This window comes from Rhizobium sp. BK289 (assembly GCF_014193575.1).
GTDB classification, from domain to species: Bacteria; Pseudomonadota; Alphaproteobacteria; order Rhizobiales; family Rhizobiaceae; genus Rhizobium; species Rhizobium tropici_C.
Genome location: NZ_JACHZO010000022.1, coordinates 1 through 22,329, shown reverse-complemented (window position 1 = coordinate 22,329; position 22,329 = coordinate 1). Strand labels below are relative to the sequence as shown.

At 58.1% G+C, this 22,329-nt stretch carries 19 protein-coding genes and 3 pseudogenes; 12 read left to right on the top strand and 10 right to left on the bottom strand.

What is annotated here, in order from left to right; translation table 11 throughout:
- Positions 1-31 precede the first annotated feature (31 nt).
- The 4 genes from FHT84_RS29090 to groES all read right to left on the bottom strand — a co-directional run bounded on the left by FHT84_RS29090 (position 32) and on the right by groES (position 3,034).
- Positions 32-445, bottom strand: a complete 414-nt coding sequence (locus FHT84_RS29090; RefSeq protein WP_113251006.1) for a hypothetical protein — start codon at positions 443-445, stop codon at positions 32-34.
- A 292-nt stretch (positions 446-737) separates the two neighbouring features.
- Complete coding sequence (locus FHT84_RS29085; RefSeq protein WP_112340245.1) at positions 738-977, bottom strand: hypothetical protein; 240 nt, start codon at positions 975-977, stop codon at positions 738-740.
- 57 nt (positions 978-1,034) lie between these two features.
- Positions 1,035-2,663, bottom strand: a complete 1,629-nt coding sequence (gene groL, locus FHT84_RS29080; protein WP_183765544.1) for a chaperonin GroEL — start codon at positions 2,661-2,663, stop codon at positions 1,035-1,037.
- 56 nt (positions 2,664-2,719) lie between these two features.
- Positions 2,720-3,034, bottom strand: coding sequence for a co-chaperone GroES (gene groES, locus FHT84_RS29075; protein ID WP_112345505.1), 315 nt, complete (start codon positions 3,032-3,034; stop codon positions 2,720-2,722).
- Between the two features lie 279 nt (positions 3,035-3,313).
- Here groES and FHT84_RS29070 point away from each other — a divergent pair, with 279 nt between their 5' ends.
- Positions 3,314-3,586 carry an aspartate-semialdehyde dehydrogenase gene (locus FHT84_RS29070; protein WP_112345504.1) on the top strand — a complete coding sequence of 91 codons (273 nt, stop codon included), beginning with the start codon at positions 3,314-3,316 and terminating at the stop codon, positions 3,584-3,586.
- Positions 3,587-4,091: 505 nt separating this feature from the next.
- Positions 4,092-6,023, top strand: a complete 1,932-nt coding sequence (locus tag FHT84_RS29065) for a methyl-accepting chemotaxis protein (protein ID WP_183765541.1) — start codon at positions 4,092-4,094, stop codon at positions 6,021-6,023.
- Between the two features lie 14 nt (positions 6,024-6,037).
- Here FHT84_RS29065 and FHT84_RS29060 read toward each other — a convergent pair whose 3' ends face one another.
- From FHT84_RS29060 to FHT84_RS29040, 5 genes are all read right to left on the bottom strand, one after another.
- The gene (locus FHT84_RS29060; protein WP_183765538.1) at positions 6,038-6,391 is read right to left on the bottom strand and encodes a hypothetical protein; all 354 of its coding nucleotides are present in this window, start codon (positions 6,389-6,391) and stop codon (positions 6,038-6,040) included.
- Positions 6,392-6,678: 287 nt separating this feature from the next.
- Positions 6,679-7,083, bottom strand: a complete 405-nt coding sequence (locus tag FHT84_RS29055) for a GFA family protein (protein ID WP_246698662.1) — start codon at positions 7,081-7,083, stop codon at positions 6,679-6,681.
- Positions 7,080-7,454 carry a GFA family protein gene (locus tag FHT84_RS29050; RefSeq protein WP_112345501.1) on the bottom strand — a complete coding sequence of 125 codons (375 nt, stop codon included), beginning with the start codon at positions 7,452-7,454 and terminating at the stop codon, positions 7,080-7,082. Before FHT84_RS29050 ends, FHT84_RS29055 begins: the two co-directional genes overlap by 4 nt.
- Positions 7,451-7,705 carry a hypothetical protein gene (locus FHT84_RS29045; protein WP_181592454.1) on the bottom strand — a complete coding sequence of 85 codons (255 nt, stop codon included), beginning with the start codon at positions 7,703-7,705 and terminating at the stop codon, positions 7,451-7,453. Before FHT84_RS29045 ends, FHT84_RS29050 begins: the two co-directional genes overlap by 4 nt.
- A 346-nt stretch (positions 7,706-8,051) precedes the next feature.
- Positions 8,052-9,986, bottom strand: coding sequence for a HAMP domain-containing methyl-accepting chemotaxis protein (locus FHT84_RS29040; protein WP_112345499.1), 1,935 nt, complete (start codon positions 9,984-9,986; stop codon positions 8,052-8,054).
- Between the two features lie 541 nt (positions 9,987-10,527).
- Between FHT84_RS29040 and FHT84_RS29035 the strand changes: the two genes are divergently transcribed.
- The 7 genes and pseudogenes from FHT84_RS29035 to FHT84_RS29005 all read left to right on the top strand — a co-directional run bounded on the left by FHT84_RS29035 (position 10,528) and on the right by FHT84_RS29005 (position 19,056).
- A complete protein-coding gene (locus FHT84_RS29035) occupies positions 10,528-11,982 on the top strand; it encodes an NCS1 family nucleobase:cation symporter-1 (protein WP_112345498.1) in 1,455 nt (484 codons plus the stop codon).
- Between the two features lie 760 nt (positions 11,983-12,742).
- Complete coding sequence (locus FHT84_RS29030) at positions 12,743-13,927, top strand: 2-isopropylmalate synthase (protein WP_113251800.1); 1,185 nt, start codon at positions 12,743-12,745, stop codon at positions 13,925-13,927.
- 133 nt (positions 13,928-14,060) lie between these two features.
- Positions 14,061-15,836 carry a thiamine pyrophosphate-dependent enzyme gene (locus tag FHT84_RS29025; protein WP_113251801.1) on the top strand — a complete coding sequence of 592 codons (1,776 nt, stop codon included), beginning with the start codon at positions 14,061-14,063 and terminating at the stop codon, positions 15,834-15,836.
- Between the two features lie 235 nt (positions 15,837-16,071).
- Positions 16,072-16,405: pseudogene (locus FHT84_RS29020) on the top strand (DDE-type integrase/transposase/recombinase); the annotation flags it as partial.
- 456 nt (positions 16,406-16,861) lie between these two features.
- Complete coding sequence (locus FHT84_RS29015) at positions 16,862-17,698, top strand: alpha/beta hydrolase (RefSeq protein WP_348628035.1); 837 nt, start codon at positions 16,862-16,864, stop codon at positions 17,696-17,698.
- Positions 17,699-17,795: 97 nt separating this feature from the next.
- Positions 17,796-18,253, top strand: a pseudogene (locus FHT84_RS29010) (Rid family hydrolase).
- Between the two features lie 75 nt (positions 18,254-18,328).
- Positions 18,329-19,056: pseudogene (locus FHT84_RS29005) on the top strand (gamma-glutamylcyclotransferase).
- A gap of 39 nt (positions 19,057-19,095) precedes the next feature.
- Here the strand turns inward: FHT84_RS29005 and FHT84_RS29000 are convergent.
- The gene (locus tag FHT84_RS29000; RefSeq protein WP_112345493.1) at positions 19,096-19,995 is read right to left on the bottom strand and encodes a LysR family transcriptional regulator; all 900 of its coding nucleotides are present in this window, start codon (positions 19,993-19,995) and stop codon (positions 19,096-19,098) included.
- Between the two features lie 111 nt (positions 19,996-20,106).
- Between FHT84_RS29000 and FHT84_RS28995 the strand changes: the two genes are divergently transcribed.
- The 3 genes from FHT84_RS28995 to FHT84_RS28985 all read left to right on the top strand — a co-directional run.
- Entirely contained in the window at positions 20,107-21,039 is a 933-nt protein-coding gene (locus tag FHT84_RS28995) for a VOC family protein (RefSeq protein WP_112345492.1), read from the top strand.
- Positions 21,040-21,354: 315 nt separating this feature from the next.
- A complete protein-coding gene (locus tag FHT84_RS28990; protein WP_112345491.1) occupies positions 21,355-22,044 on the top strand; it encodes a hydrolase in 690 nt (229 codons plus the stop codon).
- Positions 22,045-22,108: 64 nt separating this feature from the next.
- Positions 22,109-22,329, top strand: a 221-nt coding sequence (locus tag FHT84_RS28985) for a XapX domain-containing protein (RefSeq protein ID WP_183765535.1), incomplete at its 3' end; no start/stop codon positions are given.

Genomic DNA, 22,329 nt, shown 5'->3' with positions numbered 1-22,329 from the left:
CTAAACAGGCACGCGTTTGCGGGGTGGAAGTCTAGACTTCTGATAGCTGGCGGCGGCGCCCTCCCTTTCGCAGGCCATTGGAAACAAAACGGTTGGCAAAATGGCGCAGCCGTGAGCCATGACGATGGAGTTTACCGGCTGCCGTAGAGTGCAGCGAGATCATGTCTTGGCTATCATCCAAGGATTTCAAGGCCGCGATGATGTCGTCATAGGAGACGATATGGTCTGCGCCTGGAACGCGCCGAAAGCCCGGCATCGATTCAATTGCAAATATGTCCGAGGCCCAGGACGCAAGAATGGCGCGCTTGTGATCCCTGGCGATGTGCTCTGCCGCCAGAATGTCGCGCGGATGAGCAAAATGCCGGGCAGGATGCAACAAATGCGCTGAGGTGATTGCAGCGGTGGATTGGTCGGCTACTGCGATATTGTCGGTTTCCTTTCTCATATCTGGCTCCATCGATGTCTGGTCGCTGAGCTCTTGCCACGTCAGGGAGCTTCAGCTCGGTGTCCTGCCTCCATGAGCGTCCCTCCAGCAAGAGAATTGCTTTCGATTTCGGAGAGGGCTGCCGCACGCAAGGCTGACGGCTCGTGCATGCCTCTGCGATAATATCGTGCGACCGTCGCCATGATCCGAGCAACGGCTGTGGGGTCTCGTGAGACTCCCCTATCGCGAGCGATCGCTTTGACGACGTCGACGCACATCCGCAAATCTTCCCGTGAAAGAGGACGATGGCTGTTCATCCTTCCGCCACCTCCGGAAAAGTGCCGCGTGCACCCTGAACCAATATTTTCAGCTGCTCCGGGTTCCTGACACCCTGACGATACAACTCCATCAGGATTGCGGCGATGCGCTCGCCTTCTTCCGATTTGCGCGGGATATCCGCTGCTGCCCGGATCTCATCGAACACGCGCTGGCAAAGTTCCAGATCACGTGCATCCAGCGGCGCATTTGATCTTTTGATGATCGTCTGAACCATGGTGATCTCCGTCGTGAAGCCCGCTCCACCGTCCGGCGGAGCGGGCACTTCAAGCTGTTAGAAGTCCATTCCTGCTCCGGCCGGCAGCGCCGGTGCCGCTTCCTTCTTCGGCTTTTCCGCGATCATGGCTTCCGTCGTCACCAGGAGGCCGGCAACGGAAGCTGCGTCCTGAAGAGCCGTGCGCACGACCTTGGCCGGGTCGATCACGCCTTGCGCATAGAGATCGCCATATTCGCCGGTCTGCGCATTCCAGCCGAAGGAGAAGTCGCTCTTCTCTCTGAGCTTGCCAACGATGATCGAGCCTTCGGCACCGGCATTTTCCGCGATCTGACGCACCGGTGCTTCGATGGCACGGCGCACGATATCGACGCCGACACGCTGGTCATCGTTTTGTGTGGAGAGCCCGTCGAGTGCTTTGATCGCCCGAAGCAAGGCAACCCCGCCGCCTGGCAGTATGCCTTCCTCGACAGCCGCACGGGTCGCGTGGAGCGCGTCGTCGACACGGTCCTTCTTTTCCTTCACTTCGACTTCGGTCGAGCCGCCGACGCGGATGACGGCAACGCCGCCAGCGAGCTTGGCAAGACGTTCCTGCAGCTTCTCGCGGTCGTAGTCGGAGGTGGTTTCCTCGATCTGAGCCCTGATCTGGGCAACGCGGCCTTCGATGTCGGACTTGGCACCGGCGCCGTCGACGATCGTCGTGTTTTCCTTTTCGATCGAAACCTTCTTGGAACGGCCGAGCATGTCGAGGGTGACATTCTCCAACTTGATGCCAAGATCTTCGGAGATGACGGTGCCGCCCGTCAGGATGGCGATGTCTTCCAGCATGGCCTTGCGGCGGTCGCCGAAGCCCGGAGCCTTGACGGCAGCGATCTTGAGGCCACCGCGCAGCTTGTTGACAACGAGGGTCGCAAGCGCTTCGCCTTCGACGTCTTCAGCGATGATGACGAGCGGCTTGCCGGTCTGAACGACGGCTTCGAGAACCGGGAGCATGGCCTGCAGGTTGGAGAGCTTCTTCTCGTGAATGAGGATATAGGGATCCTCGAACTCGACCCGCATCTTGTCCGCGTTGGTCACGAAATAGGGGCTGAGATAGCCGCGGTCGAACTGCATCCCCTCGACGACTTCGAGTTCGGTCTCGGCGGTCTTGGCTTCTTCAACCGTGATGACGCCTTCATTGCCGACCTTCTCCATCGCCTCGGCGAGATATTGGCCGATCTCCTTGTCGCCATTGGCCGAAATGGTACCGACCTGCGCGATTTCGGAATTGCTGGTGATCTTGCGCGCATTGGTCTTCAGCTCTTTGACCACCGCATCGACGGCAATGTCGATACCGCGCTTCAGGTCCATCGGGTTCATGCCGGACGCAACGGCTTTCGCACCTTCCTTGACGATCGCCTGGGCAAGCACGGTCGCGGTCGTGGTGCCGTCGCCGGCGAGATCGTTGGTCTTCGATGCCACTTCGCGTAGCATCTGGGCGCCCATGTTCTCGAACTTGTCTTCCAGTTCGATTTCCTTGGCGACGGAAACGCCGTCCTTGGTGATGCGCGGTGCGCCGAAGGACTTGTCGATGACCACATTACGTCCCTTCGGACCAAGGGTCACCTTGACGGCATTGGCGAGCACGTCGACCCCACGCAGCATGCGTTCACGGGCGTCGCTGTGGAATTTGACTTCTTTCGCAGCCATTTCTTTAACTCCTCAATAGGCAGCTATTATTGACTGATTGTTTCCTGATCAGGTGCTCAGGCGGCCTGTTTCTGCTCAGCCTGGGCTTCAATGATGCCCATGACATCGCTTTCCTTCATGATCAGCAGATCTTCGCCGTTGATCTTGATTTCCGTGCCAGACCATTTGCCGAACAGGACGCGATCTCCCGCCTTCACGTCGAGTGCCTGGATTTGGCCTGACTCGTTGCGCGCGCCCGGGCCGACGGCGATGACCTCGCCTTCCTGCGGCTTTTCCTTGGCAGTGTCGGGAATGATGATACCGCCCTTGGTCTTTTCTTCCGAATCGACGCGGCGGACGAGAATGCGATCATGAAGCGGTCGGAACGACATATTTTCCTCCGTAAGACAAAAAAGATGACGTTGATCCCCTCACCGGACCGGATGACCAGTCCGGGCGGGTGCAAAACCTCGTTGGAGCTTTTTGCGCGAAATGATCTGGTTTTGGGATTTTTCGATTTCAAGAGGGATAGAAGAAAAAATTAGCACTCATTTTGAGTGGCTGCTAACACACTGGAAAGGAACAGGAAACTGGCATTATGCGTTGGAAATCCCGTTGAGGGCCGTAAAAATTTGCGCCACCATCCGACTGTCATGAAACGGAGATGAAGCATGCGATTTTCATCGGATCTGGAGCATCAGCTCAATGGCTATGGACTTACCACCGCGCATATCCTCTACCGCATTCCCGAATTCGAATCCGTCCTGCAGACCTATGTCTGGCAGAACTATGATCTTGCGCCTGATTTTCCTGAAATGCACAAGTTTCTGGACTTCTGGCAAGCGAGCCTCGACGGGCCGCTGCATTCCGTCCGCTATACCCACCAGCGTCTGATCGGACCAAACGAATGGCGCCGGGTCGAGGGTGAGTTCAAGCTGCAATGAGGGTGAAGCCGACATTCTCCCTTCTAAGGTCTTCGAAAGCCGAGACCCAATGAGCTCATTGAAGGCCATAGCCACTTTGCGGCGATGTCGACTAACATGGCCGAAGCGGGACATCGCTGCCGGCATTGCCGCCGATCCGTCAGAACCACAGGCCTTTGCGTAGGGCACATAGGTCGGCATCGGCGGACGTCAGCATCATTCCCAACAGCATCATTAGACATACCGCGGTGCGCCAAAACTCAACGGTCCGCTCCCGGGGAGAACTTCCGGAGAGCCCTTCGGTGAACCCATAGGTGTTATAGTAGTATTTATCAGGTCTATCTTGATGTATATTTTCTCATCGACGTGAAATATCAACTCTTGGCGGTGTGTATAAAACTAAATAATATCATCTTAGTTGTATTTCGATCATTGAGCATAAAAATTATTAGTGATCGACATATTTTGACGGATAATTAACAACGATCCCACATCCTTCTCTTGAGGAAATCTTGGGATATGTTTCATGGCATCGATCCAGCAGAAAATCATCCTTGCAAGTGTGGCAATATTTGTGATTGCGGGCGGCGCAACCGGTGTGGGCATATGGTCCGCCTCGACCCTGACGCAGAATGCCGAGAAAATCGCAGGATCGGCTCAGATCCTGCGTAATCACATGCAGGCAGATATGATGCATGACGCTTTGAGGGCGGATGTGCTGGCTGCATTGCTTGCTTCCGATCCCGCATCCGGCATCGGCTTTGAAGCAGTCAACTCGGATCTGTCGGAACATGTCACGTCATTTCGCGAGATGATCAAGGCCAACAAGGCGCTCGCGACGGATCCGGACACCCAAAAGGTGCTCGCCAGCGTCGAACCTCCGTTGCTGGCCTATATCGACAACGCAACCAAAATGGTCGCGACGGCGGAGAAGGATTCGGCCGGCGCCTTGAAGGCATTGCCCGATTTCATGAAGCAGTTTTCCGCTTTGGAAACTGCCATGGAGGACGCGGGCGATCAGATAGAAAAGGTATCGGAATCGATCTCGGCAGAGAGTACCCGCACAGCAAATTTCATTCGCGGCTTCATGCAGGGGCTTCTAGGGCTGACAGCGCTGTTCGCCATCATGCTCTTCGTATTGTTCCGCAGGACGGTGTGCAAACCCATCCTGGCGCTTTGCGTGGACATGGCCAAGCTCGCGGGCGGCGATACCAATATCGCTTGCACGGGCATCGGCCGACACGACGAAATAGGGACGATGGCGCAGGCCGTTGACGTATTCCGCAAGGCAGCGATCGCCAACGGCCAGCTCGAAGCGGACGCCGCAAGGGACCGTCAGCAGGCGGAAGCCGACCGGATCGCTGCCCAGCAGCAGGCGGAAGCCGATGCGGCGGAGCGTCTGCGGGCCGCAACATCCGGTCTTGCCATGGGGCTCAAGAGATTGGCCTCCGGGGATCTTTCCTTCCAGCTCGACGAGCCATTCGCCCCCGATTTCGAAGCTCTTCGCCACGATTTCAACACGTCGCTGCAGCAATTGAGCAGCACATTGCAGGCGATTGCCGAGAGCATCGTGTCGATTGACAGCGGCACGCAGGAGATCTCTTCCGGAGCCAACGATCTTTCCTGCCGAACGGAGCAGCAGGCAGCATCGCTTGAAGAGACCGCCGCCGCCCTCGATCAGATTACGGTCAATGTAAGCAATTCGAGCAAGCGGACGGAAGAAGCACGGGCGGCAGCAACGGCTGCCGATCATAGCGCCACACGGTCGGCCGACGTCGTCAGCAAGGCCGAGGAAGCCATGCAGCGAATAGAGAGTTCCTCCCAGCAGATTTCCAACATCATCGGCGTGATCGACGATATTGCCTTCCAGACCAACCTGCTTGCGCTCAATGCCGGTGTCGAAGCGGCGCGCGCCGGCGAAGCTGGCAAGGGATTTGCGGTCGTAGCGCAGGAAGTGCGGGAATTGGCGCAGCGCTCCGCGGCGGCGGCAAAAGAGATCAAGGCGCTGATCAATGCTTCTTCGGCCGAAGTCGATGGTGGCGTGAAGCTCGTGCGTGAAACGGGTGTCGCGCTGAAGGAAATCGGTGAGCGTATCTCGGGCATAAACCAGCACATGAACGCCATCGCCGCATCCGCCAAGGAGCAGTCGACAGGCCTTGCCGAGGTCAATGCCGCGGTCAATACGATGGATCAGACGACACAGCAGAATGCGGCGATGGTCGAGCAGTCGACGGCAGCCTCCGCCGCACTTGCCGCTGAGGCCAGCAAGCTGAGCGAACTCGTATCTCAATTCCGCCTCGAAGCCGCAGCCTCCGCCAGCTCGGCGATCCTGCGACAAACGGCGCGCGCCATGGCAGAGCCATCGCGGCGCGCTTCATCCGCCGAGCCGGTTGCGCAAATGGCGCGCAGAGCGGTCGCCGCCGGCGGCCGAGTCGCTTCCGAGTGGACGGAGTTCTAGGCGCACCATGGAGCTCAGGGCAGAGGAGCGCTTGTTCGCACGCTCTGCCAAATGACAGCAATCCGAACATTGGCTAAGGCCGTCGCGCAAAGTGTGTGGCGGTTTTGCGACGGCGGGTATGCGCTGGAGAGACGGTTTTGAAATCTCGAACCACTTGCTCTGGCCGACCAGCACTCAATAGCTGAAATCCCATCTATGACATGCAGCTCCACAGAGAGGAGCGCGCCGTGATGGGAGCCTGTTCCCTCGATGATGTAGGCGATTGCGACTGGAACGATGAGCCCGCCGATATCTCCTTCGGCATGGAAGAGGCCGCCGGTCAGGCCGATCGCTTCCTTGGGCGCGGTATCGGCAACGAAGGCGGGCAAGGATCGAGTTTCGCTAATAAGCCGGCTTACAAAAAAGAAAGCCGCATTTGGCACCCGTGTTCAGACTAAGGTCCATGTTCAATGCATTTCTCTTGAGCTATGGCCATTTTGCCCCCGGTCGCCTTCACCACCATTAGTGTGGGCGGTCAGCCCTGTCACCGGAGTAAGCTCCGGTGACAGGGCACTAATCTCGTTGACTGATCGCCGGCCGCACGTCTCATGGGCCGACAACATGTCGCCTTGCCTGTTCGCCTAGACAAGCCGAGCCGTATCTTTGAACCCTTTTCTCAGAAGCGCTCGCGCGTTTCCTCCTGCGGCAGATCCGAACCGATATCGGCCCAATCAAGACGGCTTTCGACACCATAATGTGTTTCGGGCACCACCCGTTCGGGATGATCGAGAGAGCCGATGGTTACCCGGATGAGTTCATCATCGTCATATTGGAGAAAGAGCGGTGTGCCGCAATCGGGGCAAAATCCACGGATGGCAATTGGCGATGATCTGAAAATTCTCGCCTTTCCTTTCGTCCATTCGAAAGCTGCCAACGGCGCCTGCACCAGAATAGCGAAAGCGCCGCCGGTCGCCCGCTTGCACATATTGCAGTGACAATAGCCGGCGTGAAGAGGATCGCCGCTAAATTCGTATCGGCAGGAGCCACAAAGGCAGCCGCCCGACCATCTCGCCTCACTCATTCTCTGTCCTCTTCGCATTGCTCTGCGCCCTCGAGCGGCGCAAGCCATGGTTCCCGACGCTTCGTCCACAGCTCATAGGTCGGAGTGAGGCGAACAGGTGCTTCGGTCAGGACGCCGAGCTTTATCTCCGCTTCCTTCTCCCGAATTGCAAACACGCGCGAACCGCAACGAGCGCAAAATTCCCGTCCGGCAAATTCGCTCGTTTCGCCCTGATATTCGAATTCATCTGAAGGCCAAACGCCGAAATAGGTAAAGGCCGAGCCGCTCTCCTGCCGGCAATCGGTGCAGTGACAAATGCCGACACGCAGGGGATTTCCTCGAACCGCCAAACGCACTTGCCCGCACCGGCATGAACCCGTCAATTTCGTCATGGCATACCCTCTTCGTCGATGACATCCGTGGTTGGACCCTCACCGCGGCTGACGTGCTCCGTAAGCCAGCGCCCGTCGTAAAGCTGGTAGGTTATCTGGGCGTCTTCGCCATCTTGCTGCTGCCGGGCTGCGGCTGATTTTGCCGCGGCAAGGGCACTCTCATGATCCGGAAACGTCTCCGACCAAACATCCCCGAGTCGGTAAGCGAAACCTTCATCATGTTTGCCGACCTTATATATTAAGGGCATCATCTCCTCCGGCCTGTTGACAGGGCTCCTGGAGTGAGGCGCAGTCCGCAGACTATGCCGTCACGCGAAACGAGAGGCTTCATTCATGCAAAGCCGTTCGCGTAATCAAAGTTCTGAAAGGCAGAAAAGTTTCCAGCTCTCGCACGATCTGTCGATCGCAAAACGGGCGACCTCTAGGCTGGCGGTTCACGATTGAGCTGCGACACGCAGGTGGTCTTGTCCTTTTCCCTCTGTCAGGCCGGCCTTAACATATGGGTCGGACACGGTCGCGGGAAGGCCGCACCTTCCCGCGTTCTTCTTGATTTCGAAGCCCGGCAATCCCTTCCAGGGACGGCCGAGGCGCGCAGGATCAGAACTCTTCCCAGGTTGCAGCTGCCGCTGCCGCGGCACCGGAGCCGCCGAATGCGCCGGCAATCTTGGCCCTGAGCGAGCGTGCCGGCGATGCGGCGGGGCTCGCCCGTTCCGTCGCGACGGCCGGCCGTGCGCGGCTGCGGCCATTTTGCAGGTTGAACTGTCCGAGAACGTCGTTCAGCGCCGTCACCTCCTTGGCAAGGCTGTGGCTGGCAGCCGTCGATTCCTCGACCATTGCCGCGTTCTGCTGCGTCCCTTGGTCGATGCTGTTGACGGCCGTGTTGATCTCCTGCAGGCCGGTTGCCTGTTCGCGGGCAGCCTCGACGATCGCGCGCACGTTGCGATCGATTTCTTCCACTTCCTTGACGATCTGCTGCAGCGATCGCCCGGTTCTCGTAACAAGATCCACACCGCTGTCGACCTGCTGTCCCGATGTGGAAATGAGTGCCTTGATCTCCTTTGCCGCCGTGGCGGATCGCTGTGCAAGCTCGCGCACTTCCTGCGCGACGACGGCAAAGCCCTTGCCGGCTTCACCGGCACGCGCCGCCTCGACGCCGGCATTGAGGGCAAGCAGGTTCGTCTGGAAGGCGATGTCATCGATGACACCGATGATGTTATTGATTTCGCCGGACGATTTCGAGATTGCTTCCATCGCGGCGATCGCCTGCTGCATGACCTCGCCGGATTTTTCCGCGCCGATGCGGGCGCGGCCGACCAGCGAGCTTGCCTCCTCCGCCCGCCGGGTGGAATCCTTGACGGTGGTCGTGATTTCCTCAAGTGCGGCGGCCGTCTCCTCGACGGAGGCCGCCTGCTGTTCGGTACGCTTGGAAAGATCCTCTGCGGCAGAGCGGATCTGGTTGGCACCGGCCGCGATCGCCTGACCGCCCTGGCCGACAGCGACAAGCGTCTCTTCGACCTTTGCCATCGAGGCGTTGAAATCTGCTCTCAGGCGATCAAGATGGGCGACGAAGGGCTGATCCAGGCGATAAGCCAGGTTGCCGTTCGAAAGCTCTCCGAGGCCGTTTGCCAGGCTGTCGACAGCGAATTGGGCGTCAGCGGCATCCTTGGCCTTCTGCGCCTCGCGTTCCAGACGTTCCTTTTCGGAGAGGCTGCGGCCGGCAGCGGCTTCTTCCTCCAATCGTATGCGTTCGATGGCACTGTTGCGAAAGACGGAGACAGCCGTAGCCATCTGACCGACTTCGTCCTTGCGCTCGATCCCTGAAACAGGCTCCTCGGTATTGCCGGCCGCCAGCGCGACCATGCGTGCCCGCAGGCGTTCGATGGGAGCGGCAATGCCGCGCGTCGACACGAGGAAGGCGATTGCGATGGCGGCGGCAAAGAGAACACCGAGCGCGATCACAGCGTCGCCAATGGTGCCGCTTGCTTGTGCCGCCAACATGTTGCTCTTGTCGTTGAGGGACTTGTTGAACACATCGAGCCACTGACGAATCGAAACGAGCTCGTCATTGATCATCGGATCGACCTGCTTCAAGAGCTTGGCGGCGGTATCGTTATCATCGACCAGGCCGGCGTTCACGGCTTGGTCGGTCAGAGCGATGATATCATTTGCCGTCGCGGCCAGCTTATCGATGGTATCCGCTTCCGCTGGAATCAGCTGCCTGGCGTTCGCCAAACGCTTCAGAAGAACTTGCTTGTTGTCCCGGTAATCGTTTGAGAACCCCGCCATCCGTGAATCCGCCGCTGGATATTGCAGGATCTGGTAGGCGTTGTAACTCATCGCGGTCATGCGCTGGCTGGCTCTGGACATCTCCACCGCCGCCGTCTCATCCTTGGCGATGAAATTCGAGTAGGTGGCAACTGTGTCCCTATATTCGCTTGCTACAACGAGGACACCGGCGATCCCGATCAGACAGATGGGAATTATGATCGTAAGAACTTTTGTTCTGATTTTTGCGTTCTGAAAAATGCTCATGGGCTCATCCACTTTTTGGGAGTCGGTGACCGCCCGCGCGGCGAAGGCCGCGACGATCGCCTGCTCTGAAAATCGGGAACATTGCAGGCATGAGCATCCTGCTCGTCGCATCTTGGCGCTGCAGCGTGAAAGATGACAGATACATCTGATGAAACAATTAATGACGGAAAATCAGATGAATCGACCAACGTTACTTCGATCAGGCGTTAGCAGATGCAGCAACCTCCAAAAGTTGCATTCTTAAAAAGAGCTGCAGTCCAGCAATAGTCGTTCGAGGATATTTTGGAATTTTGATAAGGACGTACCATTCCACGATAAAATGCCGCCGATTACATCAATCTATACTGGGTTTTTGCTTGGGTGTATCTATTGTAAGTTATGGCTAACGTTTAGGTTGGCGTAGGCGCGTCGAATGACGAAGTACCGCGATTATGAGCTGGAAAAGCCATCCGCGGCACCCCATCGCGATTGTCATATCAGCATTTGGGGAGCACTCTTCGCGAAGAGTCCGGCGGACTCTGAAAGATTGGGGAGAGAGGAAATGACCATACAAAATCCATCGCCTGCCTTGTACAACGAGGATCTGGCGCCTGCCGAAGAGAGGAAGTGGGGGGCGTTCAGTATCTTCAATGTGTGGACATCGGACGTTCACAGCCTTTGGGGATATTATCTTGCCGCGAGTCTCTTCCTGTTGTGCGGTAGCTTCATCAACTTCGTGATTGCGATCGGCATCGGCTCGCTGGTCATCTTCTTCCTGATGAGCCTCGTCGGCAACGCCGGCGTCAAGACAGGCGTTCCCTTTCCGGTCCTTGCCCGCGCCTCGTTTGGAACCTTCGGCGCGAATGTCCCGGCGCTGGTGCGGGCTATCGTCGCCTGCTTCTGGTATGGCGCCCAGACCGCGGCCGCCTCGGGCGCGATCGTCGCGCTTCTGATCCGCAACGAGAGCATTCTCGCATTCCATCAAAGCAGCCACATGCTCGGCCATTCAACGCTCGAGGTCATCTGCTACGTCGTCATATGGGCGCTGCAGCTTTTGATCATTCAGCGCGGCATGGAGACGGTGCGCAAATTTCAGGATCTGGCCGGCCCCGCCGTCTGGATCATGATGCTAGTGCTGGCGATCTATCTGGTCATCAAGGCAGGCACGTTTTCCTTCGGCAGTGAAATTCCGCGCGAGGTCCTTTTGGAAAAGACGAAGGACGCGGGTGTGCCCGGTGAGCCTGGATCCTTCCCGGCGCTTGCGGCTGTGGCCGCCACCTGGATCACCTACTTTGCGGCGCTTTATTTGAATTTCTGCGATTTCTCGCGTTACGCCAAGGACACCAAGACCTTGCGCAAGGGCAATCTTTGGGGCCTCCCGATCAACCTGCTCGCCTTCTGCCTCGTCGCCGGGGTAACCACGACGGCTGCCTTCACCGTTTACGGCGAAGTGCTTCTGCATCCCGAAGCGATTTCGGCGAAGTTCGAGAGCTGGTTCCTGGCGCTGCTTGCCGCATTGACCTTTGCGGTCGCAACGCTTGGCATCAACGTGGTCGCAAACTTCGTTTCACCGGCATTCGACTTCTCGAATGTTTTCCCAAGGCAGATCAGCTTCAAGCGAGGCGGCTATATCGCCGCCCTCATCGCGCTGGTGCTCTATCCGTTCGCGCCCTGGGAGACGAGTGCCGCGCATTTCGTCAATTTCATCGGTTCGAGCATGGGGCCGATTTTCGGGATCATGATGGTGGATTACTATCTGATCCGGAAAGGCGAGCTCAATGTCACGGCGCTCTACCAGGAAAACGGAGAGTTTCGCTTCCAGAACGGCTGGCATAGAAATGCCTTCATCGCCTTTGTGGTCGGCGCGCTGTTCTCGTCGATCCTGCCGACCTTCACATCGATCCTGCCGGAATGGTGGGGAACCTACGGCTGGTTCTTCGGCGTCGGCATTGGCGGGACGGTCTACTATCTGCTTCGCATGAGCGCTCGTGGTTCCGCCATCGGGGCTGCGACTTGATCGGAGCTGTTCTGCCCGGCAACTCCTTGCCGGGCAGAACTCAGGCTCCCGCGCGCTTTCATTCGAAGACGTGCGCTCGGGGCAGGTCGTGCGAAACTGACGGGTGCTCCCTCCCGCTCGCGAACCGAGGCCGGTGCCACCCCCTATCATTGAAATACGGGCTGCCGGAATCAGTGTGGCAAAGCGGCTACAGCTGTCGCTGGCCAAGCAGAAAACCGTAATTTTCTAAACATAGTCCATAGTTTTCTAAAATACCGCTGTCACGAATGCAGCCATCCTCGCCATGGTAACCATTCGGTGCGCTATGGACACTCAATTCTCAGGTTTTGAAATCTCTGCTCCGAAAATCGATGTGGCTTGGACTGCCTTGCAACGGCAATATGCCAACCACCTGACCGGTGCGGAAATCGATCATCTATTTGTCGGCCGTGCCCCGGTGGGGACCGAGCTCCCTTCCAATCGCCCCCATATTGCATTCATTCCGTTCCCGAGCCGATACAGCCATCGGTCGTCTGGATAGCCGAGCGGGGCGAGAGCCCGGGCCATCGGGATACGGCTCATATTTCAGTGCACAATGCCGCAGAACCGGGTCGCAGAATCGGGCCAAACAGGATCGGATCTTACAGGACCTGCATCACGTGATGGAGTTCGTCTCTGACGTGCGACCGAAGCGTCGATCAGCCGCGACTTGCGCATAATGCATACAGCTAACCCTTACGAATTCGGCAATGCCGATGCTTCAATCGATCGGGAGAGTCGCATGAATACCGAAAAAATCATCATCTTTGACACAACCTTGCGTGACGGTGAGCAAAGCCCCGGCATCAATCTCGATACGGCTGAAAAGGTCGAGATCGCGCTTATGCTCGAAGGGCTGAAAGTTGACGTGATCGAGGCCGGCTTTGCCGTTTCCAGTCCCGGCGAATTCGAAGCGATCAAAGCCGTGGCGCGCGTCGTCAAGGACAGTACGATTTGCAGCCTGAGCCGCGCGGTGGAGCGCGACATCGACCTCACGGCGGAGGCCGTTTCCGGTGCAGCGTCGTCTCGTATCCATATCGTGCTGGCCACCTCGCCAATTCACATGAAATACAAGTTGCAAATGACACCGGAAAACGTGCTCGAACATGCCGTTCGCGCGGTGGTCCATGCACGACGCTATTCCGAGGATATCGAGTTTTCCTGCGAGGACGCGAGCCGATCGGAGCCCGAGTTTCTGGCCCGTTTCGTGGAACAGGTGATCAAGGCCGGTGCAACCACGGTCAGCCTGCCTGATACGGTCGGCTACTCCACGCCGCACGAATACGGCAAGCTATTCACCTATCTGCGCAATGTCGTACCGAACGCCGACCAGGCCGTATTCTCCGCACATTGTCACAATGATCTTGGCATGGCTGTTTCCAACTCGCTCGAGGCGACGAGGCAAGGCGCGCGCCAGATCGAATGTACGATCAATGGCATTGGTGAGCGAGCGGGCAATGCGTCGCTTGAAGAGATCGTCATGGCACTGCATACGCGCGCGGATTTCTTTCGGTGCAGGACGTCGATCGAAACCCGCCGATTGACGGCTGCCTCCCGGCTCGTTTCGGAGATCACGGGTTTCGTTGTGCAGCCTAACAAGGCGATCGTCGGCAGGAACGCGTTCTCGCATCAGTCCGGCATTCACCAGGATGGCATGCTGAAGAACCCGTTGACCTATCAGATCATGACGGCGGCGGAGGTCGGCGCCGATGAATATCGGCTGGTGCTCGGAAAGAATTCCGGTCGCAACGGTTTTCGCATGTACATGCGTTCGCTGGGCATCGAGTTCGGTTCCGATGCCGATCTCGATCGCGCTTTTTCCCGTTTCAAGGATATCGCCGATCAGAAGGCATCGCTTTGCGATGAGGATCTTCTGGCAACCGTCGTGGGTATGGAAGCGCTCTCACGGGAAAAACACATCGCATAGATCGGCTGTCGGAACATGTAAGCGCAATCGGCTCGATGCCGGAACCGCGTTTCCTCCGGGCCTGACCGGTCCGGGGAACGAATGTCAATACTTTGCTGAATTCAGGAAAAGGTCATAGCGGAGAGGCGAGCCAATGACGGTGAATCTTGCAGTCGGAACGGCGGGTGATGCTCAGGTCGTCAAGCCGAAAACAGGATATGAATTCCTGATCGAAACGCTGGCGACCTGGCATGTGCATCACTATGCCGGCGTCACCGGGGGAGGGGTCATCCATTTGCTCAAGCATCTCGAGCCGATGATCGTCCCCGATGAGGGGGCCGATCGCCCGGTTTTTTTCAATATCGGAGAGTACGTCGCCGGCTTTATTCCCCTGGGATACTATCTGGCGAGCGGGAAGATCAGTGCGGCCATTGCGACGACGGGAGCCGCAACGCGGCTGCTGACCTGCGGCCTGAGCGATGCGAAATTGCACAATATTCCCGCAATCTACCTCATTCCTCTCAGCCCTGCAGAGACGCGATATCGTGCACCGTTGCAGGACACGAGCCCGGAAGGGGCCGACGTCGTGACTCAGCTGATGGCCGAGCTGCCATCAGGCACATTCGTCCTGAACGATCCGGAACGCCTCGGAGAACAACTTGACGAGGCCCGCAGACACCTCGATCAGGGCTCGCCCATCGCACTTCTGATGCCGCCGGAGGCACTCGGAAAGATGGTGCCCGAGCCGGCCCATACGCCTTGGCGCGGTGACTACGCCCATAGACCGAACAGGATCGACCATGGGTCGCTCGCCCATTTCCTGGCCGAATTCCCGCGGCAATCGGCTGGGCGCCGGGTCATCGTGCTCGCTGGAGAAGAGGCGGCCATGTATCCGTATATGCCCGTCCTCACCACACGTTTGTGCAAAGCGTTACAGGCACCGATCGTCTGGAGCATAAACGGGGCGAATGCGGTGGCGCGCAACAATGTCTTCGGTTTCGGCTATCTGGGATTTGGCGGCAATGATCGCGCAATGCAACTCTGGAGAAGCCTCGGTCCCGACGATATCGTCATCACCCTCGGGTTTTGCCCTGACGAATATACCCTTAATTTTTCTGAAATACCTGCCCATACGACATGGAATTTCACCAATCTGGCCGCGCCATACGGCAGCGTTGGGGGTGAGTTTCGGCATCGCGTGCGCGGCGAATATTTCGATATTCGAGGCCCAATCGATCAGGTTCTGAGCGAGGCGATCGGCCGGCTCGAGGGTCTTCAGCTGCCGCGCCCTCCGGCACCGGCTTTTGTCGCTGATCTCAATGATCGCGAGATCATGCCGCCACGCGCCGGGACGATCGATATTGCCCGATTTTATCAGGAGCTTGATCGTCAATGGCAGCCGGGAAGCATTGCGTTCGATGATGTGTGCCTGGCCTACAAAGATCGTCAATATGTCACGCAGCGCCCGCATCCGAACGTTCGCTTCCATTCGCTTTATCGCGGTTCGGCAATGGGTGGAGCATTCGGCGCGGCAATCGGTGCCAAGCTTGCAAAACCGGATGCGACGGTCTTCGCTTTTACGGGTGATGGCTGCTTCCGGTTGATTGCCGGTTGCCTGGCCGAAGCACGATCATTGGGGCTAGTCCTGTTCGTGCTGGACAACGGCGCACTCGGCATCATGGTGCAGGGCCTGCCCGTGGTCATTCCAGACCATTCATCCGATCGCTACCACAGCGATCTGCACCGCATCGACTTTGGATCGATGGCGCGCGCCTGCGGCTGGCAAAGCCGGAAGCTGATGCTGGATCTGAGCAATCTGGCCGCGATCATGCGTGAAAGCTACAGCCCTGGTCGCCCATCCATCCTGGTTGAGGTGCCGGTAGATGCGGAGCAAGTGGTGGGACAAAATCCGCGAGCCAACAATCTCTAGCGCCCGCCGCCTTCCTTCATGCATATTGTTGGTCCTCGGGGCGAGATTGTCGGCGTCGATCCAGACCCGTTTGATGACCATCGGCAATCATCCGGCAACGTTCGCGAAGGTCTGGTAGCTGCCTGATGGAGGTCTTCCGGTTTCAGCGTCTTCATGAAGCTCTCTGTCGCGTGCGTGGGTGATGTCACGTTGTTTGCGGCTTAACGCTTGATGGTTAAGCCGTCTCGATGAACCCATCGATCGTCAGCTACAAGAACCAGCGTTTTCCACCACCGGTCATTGCCCATGCGGTGTGGCTGTATTTCCGTTTCCCGCTGAGCCTGCGCTTGATGGAGGAAATGCTTCTGGAACGCGGCATTGTCATTTCTTACGAAACCATCCGCCGATGGGGTCGCAAATTCCGTGCGGCATATGCCAAGCAACTGCGCAGAAAGAATCCGTCCCGAAAGGACATCTGGCATCTGGACAAGGGGGTGATTTCCATTGGCGGTCGGAAATACTGGCTCTGGCGAGCCGTCGACCAGGACGGCTATGTTCTCGATGAAATCGTCCAGTCTTGTCGCGACACGACACCGGAGCGGATAGTTTGGCCTCGGGGTAGGAGTGATCGGACGCTGTTCGAGTTTTTCCAGTATCTGATAGCGTCCGCTCCCCTCCAGCATCCGCACCATCTCTGCTTCGTCGGGCGCGGCTGCGACCTGCCGAGGGACTTTACGCTCGGCCCCTGAACATCATCAGATGACAGAGATAATTGCGGCTCATGCAATAAAGTAGAAACTATTGATGCAATTGTGGCAAACGCGTTCTGGCGGCATTGTTAACCGGTCAGACGAACTCAGCGTCGCCTGAAGCTATCGAAAACGAAGTTTTTAGGACGTGAAATGACCGAAGGCCTTTCTTCCATGACCCGCAGGACCATGCTGCTCTCCGGAGGCGTTGCCGCAGCGGTCATGACGATATCCCCCTCTCTCAGCTTCGCAGCCAATGCGGCTGCCGCCATCAATACCAGCGAAGGAACCAAGACAATGGCATACGTGACCACTAAGGACGGAGTCGACATCTTCTACAAGGACTGGGGTCCGAAGGACGCTCAGCCGATCGTCTTCCACCATGGCTGGCCGCTGTCATCGGACGACTGGGACGCGCAGATGCTGTTCTTCCTGTCGAAGGGTTATCGTGTCGTTGCTCATGATCGCCGTGGTCACGGACGGTCCGCCCAGGTTTCCGACGGTCATGATATGGATCACTACGCCGCGGATGCCTTCGCCGTCGTCGAAGCGCTCGATCTTAAGAATGCCGTCCATATCGGCCACTCGACAGGCGGCGGTGAAGTCGCCCGCTATGTTGCCAAGCACGGCCAGCCTTCGGGCCGCGTCGCCAAGGCGGTTCTCGTCTCCGCTGTTCCGCCGCTGATGCTGAAGACCGAAGCCAACCCGGAAGGCCTGCCGATCGAAGTGTTCGACGGTTTCCGTTCGGCGCTTGCCGCCAATCGCGCCCAGTTCTTCCGTGATGTTCCGGCCGGCCCGTTCTACGGCTTCAACCGTGATGGTGCCACAGTCCAGGAAGGCGTGATCCAGAATTGGTGGCGCCAGGGCATGATGGGCGGCGCGAAGGCCCATTACGACGGCATCAAGGCCTTCTCGGAAACCGACCAGACGGAAGACCTGAAGGCCATCACCGTCCCGACGCTGGTCCTACACGGTGAAGACGACCAGATCGTGCCGATCGCAGACTCCGCACTGAAATCTTCCAAGCTCCTGAAGAATGGCACGCTCAAGACCTATCCCGGCTTCTCGCACGGCATGCTGACCGTCAACGCCGATGTCCTGAATGCCGATCTCCTTGCCTTCGTGAAGGCCTAATCGGTCCGGCGGCGGGTGCGGCCTCCCACGCATCCGTCGCCTCCATGAACCACGAGTGCCTACTCGGCGCGCCATCATTCAAGGAAACGAATCGATCATGACGAACAGCAACCCGTCCAAGAAAGTAGAGAACCATGGCGCCGCCTGGAGTGTGCCTTCCGATACGTTCAGGCCGTACAGGTCAAGGACACGATCTATGTCTCGGGCCAGTTGAGCCACGATGACAAAGGCAATCTCGTCGCTCCGGCGGAACTCGATGAGAATAAGCGGCCTGCAGACTTCTCCCAGATGGAGAGCAAGGTCCGCCAGACCTACATCAACACAAAGACTCTGCTCGCCAGATATGGTGCGACCCTCGATGATGTCGTTCAAGAGACACTGTACGTGCTTGATGTTCCTTGTGTGTTTGCGGCCGGATCCAAGGTCCGCAAGGAAATGTACGGCACGGATGTGCCTCAATACGCCAGCAACCTGATCGGAGTCTCGGCACTGGCCTTCCCCGAGCAGATCGTCGAAATCACGTTCCGGGCAATCATCAACCGATCCGTTGATTGATCGGACGGCAACTACTCCATGAGCCGCCGGAGACGATGGGCCTGCGGCGGCAAACCCGTTGAAACGGTTTATACGATGCCAAAGAGACCGGCCGCCAAGGCGCCCGCACCTGCTACCATGGAACTTACTCCCGACCTCGTCGCACGACCATTAGAATTGTCGAGGACGAGGGACCTGAACCCAATTGGAATCCGATCTCGCCCGAGCAGCTCGACGATCTCGTCAGCGGGGTTGAGGAAGAGGCTGGTGACGAGGAGATATGGGTGTTCGCGTACGGATCCTTGATGTGGAACCCGGGTTTTGAGGTGGCCGCCAGCGAAGAGGCGGTCGCCTACGGCTGGCACCGTGCGTTCTCGTTGAGGATTGAGCGGCTCAGGGCCACCTCCGAAGCGCCCGGTCTCATGCTCGCGCTTCGGCCAGGAGGAAGCTGTTCGGGTCTTGTCCTCAAGCTTCCGTGCACTACCAAGCGGGAGAATCTGCGCACTCTTCTGGCGCGAGAGATTCGGTATGCCGAAGTGTGCGACATGGTGCGTTGGGTTGCGGTCAAGACACCGACGGGTATGCGGAGGGCGCTCACGTTCTGGGCGAGCGGCAGGCAATCCTCACTCACGGAGAAGATCCCCCTCGAAGAGGCGGCAGGGTTGATCGCCCAGGCATGTGGACCTGCCGGATCTTGCGCGGAATACCTGCATCGGACGGTTTCAGATCTGGCGGACCGTAAGATCTATGATCGAAACCTGTGGCAGCTCCAGCAAATAGTCGCAGCCAGGCTTCGAGCACTCCAACAGCATAATCGAATCTGAAACGGGTGTGACAGGTCATGGTGACAGCATTTGCGTGCGTCAGTCCAACATGACCATCTTTGCCGCGATCTGCTCCTCGAAGAACTTGGAGAATGACGCAATCCTTGGCGGGAGGGCTTGGTAGGGCGGGTAGAACAGCGTCAGCCACAGGTCCGGCGGCGCCCATCCCTTGAAGACGTGGACAAGGCGACCGCCATTGATGTGATCGGCGATGTTGAATCCTGGAAGCAGCGCGACACCCGCGCCATCGGCGGCCATGTCCGCCAGAACCTCTCCGCTGTTCGCACTGAAGGCTCGACCTGCCGAAATCGTAATGCTTGACCCACCGTCCGACAGCACCCAGTTCTCACGCCGGCTTTCGCCGCTGTATGCGAGGCAATCGTCGGGCTTCAGTTCGTTCGGGTGCTGCATGTCGACGAATCTGCTTCCGGGAGCGGCGACCAGGATGCGCGGCACCACTCGGATCTTCCTCCAGATCGTGAACTTGTCCGAAGGCTGCGACGAGATGCGGATCGCCAGATCGTAGTCGTCATCGACGATATTCACCAATCCATCCGACAGCGAGATCTCGAAGCTCATCTTCGGATAGCGTTCCTTAAACCCAGACAGGATCGGCGGCAGCACCGTCTTGCCGAACCATGTCGGTGCACTGATACGCAGCCGACCTTCGTCCGCCTTGTGTGCGTTCATTACTTCGCGCCGCGCGTCCTCCAGAGCCTTGACCGCTGGCTGGATCTGCGCGGCAAAGATTGCCCCGTCGGTTGTCAACGATACCTGTCTCGTCGTGCGGACGAAGAGCTGCACGCCAAGTTCCGCCTCGAGGGCGGCGATTGCCCGTGTGACGGCCGCTGGCGTCATGTCCAGTTCGCGCGCGACCTGGGCAAAGTTCCGCTTCTCAGCGGCGAGCAGAAAGGTTCGGAGAGCCTTGTAGTCGTTCATCTCATTGTTTCATAAATTGCAATTCAATCAAAAGGAATATTGCAATTCCGAGAGGCGATCAACCGATGTACATACTTATCAACACCGGAACACAGCCGAGAGGATTTCAAGATGATCAAGGACATCAAGGGACTGCACCACGTGACTTCGATGGCATCGGACGCGCGGCAGAACAACCGCTTCTTCACCGACACGCTGGGTCTTCGCCGCGTCAAGCAGACCGTTAACTTCGACGATCCGAGCGTCTATCACCTCTACTATGGTGACGAGACGGGCTCGGCCGGAACGGTGATGACCTACTTCCCGTTCCCGAACATGATGCTCGGCCGCCCCGGTGTCGGTGAAGTCGGCGAGACCCAGTTCTCCGTTCCCGCTGGATCTCTGAAGTTCTGGCAGGATCGCTTCACAACCCAAGGCGTGGACGGTCTGGAACGCGACACTGTGTTCGGCGCTGCCCGACTGCGCTTCATGGGACCGGACGGCGACAGCTTTGCGCTGATCGAGTCGGCAGACGACAGGCGTGCTCCATGGCTGGCAGATGGAATTCCAGATGATGCGGCCATCCGCGGTTTCGCTGGCGCACGCTTCAGCCTGCACGACACCGCTGCAACGGAGGAGCTGCTCGGCTTCATGGGCTATGAGCGCGTTGAGAAGGAGGGTGACGTTGTACGCTTCATCATACCCAACGGGAATGGAGCGGACACGATCGATCTATTGGCATTGCCAAAGACTCCGTTCGCGCGACAGGGTGCGGGTTCGGTGCATCATATCGCATTCGCCGTCGACAGCCGCGAGAAGCAGCTCGAGGTGCGCAAGGCGCTGATGGACACCGGTTACCAGGTCACCCCCGTCATCGATCGCGATTACTTCTGGGCCATCTACTTCCGCACACCGGGCGGTATCCTCTTCGAGGTCGCGACAAACGAGCCCGGATTCAATCGCGACGAGGATACTGCCCATCTCGGCGAAGCCCTTAAGCTTCCGGTCAGATACGAGGAGTACCGCGAACAGATCCAGGCTAATCTCGTGCCGCTGGCGGCATAAGCAGCAGTCACCGAAAGTTGGGAATGACAGCGCCGTGATCCGGAAGGATTGCGGCGTTCTTTCGTTTCTAACGTGCTCTCCGACAAACGATTATTTCAAATGGCGCAATTCAATCGAAAGTCTTATTGCAATTCCTCGAATGGTGACGGCGCGGTAAGTTTATTTTCAGCAGCCAAGACGACGAGTGGAGGGCCTGGAATGGAGCCAGCAACACTCAAAGAATTGCAGAACGAGCGCCGCTAGACGACGTCCGATCGACCGCTGCTGACCATTTTCTGGCACCGCATGCGGGCCGCAACCGAAGAGGAAAGAACCATGTCCAAGCTTGAAGTCCTGACCCCGGCGAACAGCCAGCTCATCTTCATCGACCAACAGCCGCAGATGGCCTTTGGTGTCCAGTCGATCGACCGCCAGACGCTGAAGAACAACGTCGTCGGCCTCGCCAAGGCCGCCAAGATCTTCAATATCCCGACCACGATCACCACGGTCGAGACGCAATCCTTCTCTGGCAACACCTTTCCCGAGCTGCTTGCCGTTTTCCCCGAGAACGACCTTCTCGAGCGCACCTCGATGAACTCATGGGATGATCAGAACGTCCGTGACGCTCTGGCGAAGAATGCCTCCAGCGGCCGGAAGAAGATCGTCGTCTCCGGTCTCTGGACCGAGGTCTGCAACACCACGTTTGCTCTTTCCGCTCTCCATGATGTTCCGGAATACGAGATCTACATGGTCGCCGATGCTTCCGGCGGCACTTCCGCCGACGCCCACAAGTACGCGATGGACCGCATGGTGCAGGCAGGTGTGATCCCGGTCACCTGGCAGCAAGTCCTACTCGAGTGGCAGCGCGATTGGGCTCGCAGGGAGACCTACGATGCAGTCACCAAGCTGGTGAAGGAGCATTCCGGCGCGTACGGCATGGGCGTCGACTACGCCTACACGATGGTTCACGGCGCAGAGGAACGCGTCAAGCACGGCAAGCGCATCGGCCCGAACCCCGCAAAATAAGGCCTGATCAGGCCGCTCCGATAACCCCGTCGGTGCGGCTTTTTCCACAACCGGAGAACATCCCATGAAAGTCTATCTCCTATCGCTTGGCGCAGGCCTGCTTGTCGGCATCGTCTACAGCCTGCTGAACGTCCGTTCGCCGGCGCCACCCGTCATCGCCCTTGTCGGCCTTCTCGGTATTCTGGTCGGTGAGCAGATCATCCCCTTCGCCAAAACGCTGATCAATAAGGAACCGGCTGCCGTCTCCTGGATGCAGCAGATCAAGCCGCACATGTTCGGCCACCT

Bases quoted from the DNA above. Each gene is read 5' to 3' on its own strand.
- FHT84_RS29055 (WP_246698662.1), bottom strand. From the start codon at position 7,083: ATGAGTGAGGCGAGATGGTCGGGCGGCTGCCTTTGTGGCTCCTGCCGA.
- FHT84_RS29070 (WP_112345504.1), top strand. From the start codon at position 3,314: ATGCGATTTTCATCGGATCTGGAGCATCAGCTCAATGGCTATGGACTT.
- groES (WP_112345505.1), bottom strand. From the start codon at position 3,034: ATGTCGTTCCGACCGCTTCATGATCGCATTCTCGTCCGCCGCGTCGAT.
- FHT84_RS29085 (WP_112340245.1), bottom strand. From the start codon at position 977: ATGGTTCAGACGATCATCAAAAGATCAAATGCGCCGCTGGATGCACGT.
- FHT84_RS29025 (WP_113251801.1), top strand. From the start codon at position 14,061: ATGACGGTGAATCTTGCAGTCGGAACGGCGGGTGATGCTCAGGTCGTC.
- FHT84_RS29045 (WP_181592454.1), bottom strand. From the start codon at position 7,705: ATGATGCCCTTAATATATAAGGTCGGCAAACATGATGAAGGTTTCGCT.
- FHT84_RS29015 (WP_348628035.1), top strand. From the start codon at position 16,862: ATGGCATACGTGACCACTAAGGACGGAGTCGACATCTTCTACAAGGAC.
- FHT84_RS29030 (WP_113251800.1), top strand. From the start codon at position 12,743: ATGAATACCGAAAAAATCATCATCTTTGACACAACCTTGCGTGACGGT.
- FHT84_RS28990 (WP_112345491.1), top strand. From the start codon at position 21,355: ATGTCCAAGCTTGAAGTCCTGACCCCGGCGAACAGCCAGCTCATCTTC.
- FHT84_RS29040 (WP_112345499.1), bottom strand. From the start codon at position 9,986: ATGAGCATTTTTCAGAACGCAAAAATCAGAACAAAAGTTCTTACGATC.
- FHT84_RS29090 (WP_113251006.1), bottom strand. From the start codon at position 445: ATGAGAAAGGAAACCGACAATATCGCAGTAGCCGACCAATCCACCGCT.
- FHT84_RS29000 (WP_112345493.1), bottom strand. From the start codon at position 19,995: ATGAACGACTACAAGGCTCTCCGAACCTTTCTGCTCGCCGCTGAGAAG.
- groL (WP_183765544.1), bottom strand. From the start codon at position 2,663: ATGGCTGCGAAAGAAGTCAAATTCCACAGCGACGCCCGTGAACGCATG.
- FHT84_RS28995 (WP_112345492.1), top strand. From the start codon at position 20,107: ATGATCAAGGACATCAAGGGACTGCACCACGTGACTTCGATGGCATCG.
- FHT84_RS29065 (WP_183765541.1), top strand. From the start codon at position 4,092: ATGGCATCGATCCAGCAGAAAATCATCCTTGCAAGTGTGGCAATATTT.
- FHT84_RS29050 (WP_112345501.1), bottom strand. From the start codon at position 7,454: ATGACGAAATTGACGGGTTCATGCCGGTGCGGGCAAGTGCGTTTGGCG.
- FHT84_RS29035 (WP_112345498.1), top strand. From the start codon at position 10,528: ATGACCATACAAAATCCATCGCCTGCCTTGTACAACGAGGATCTGGCG.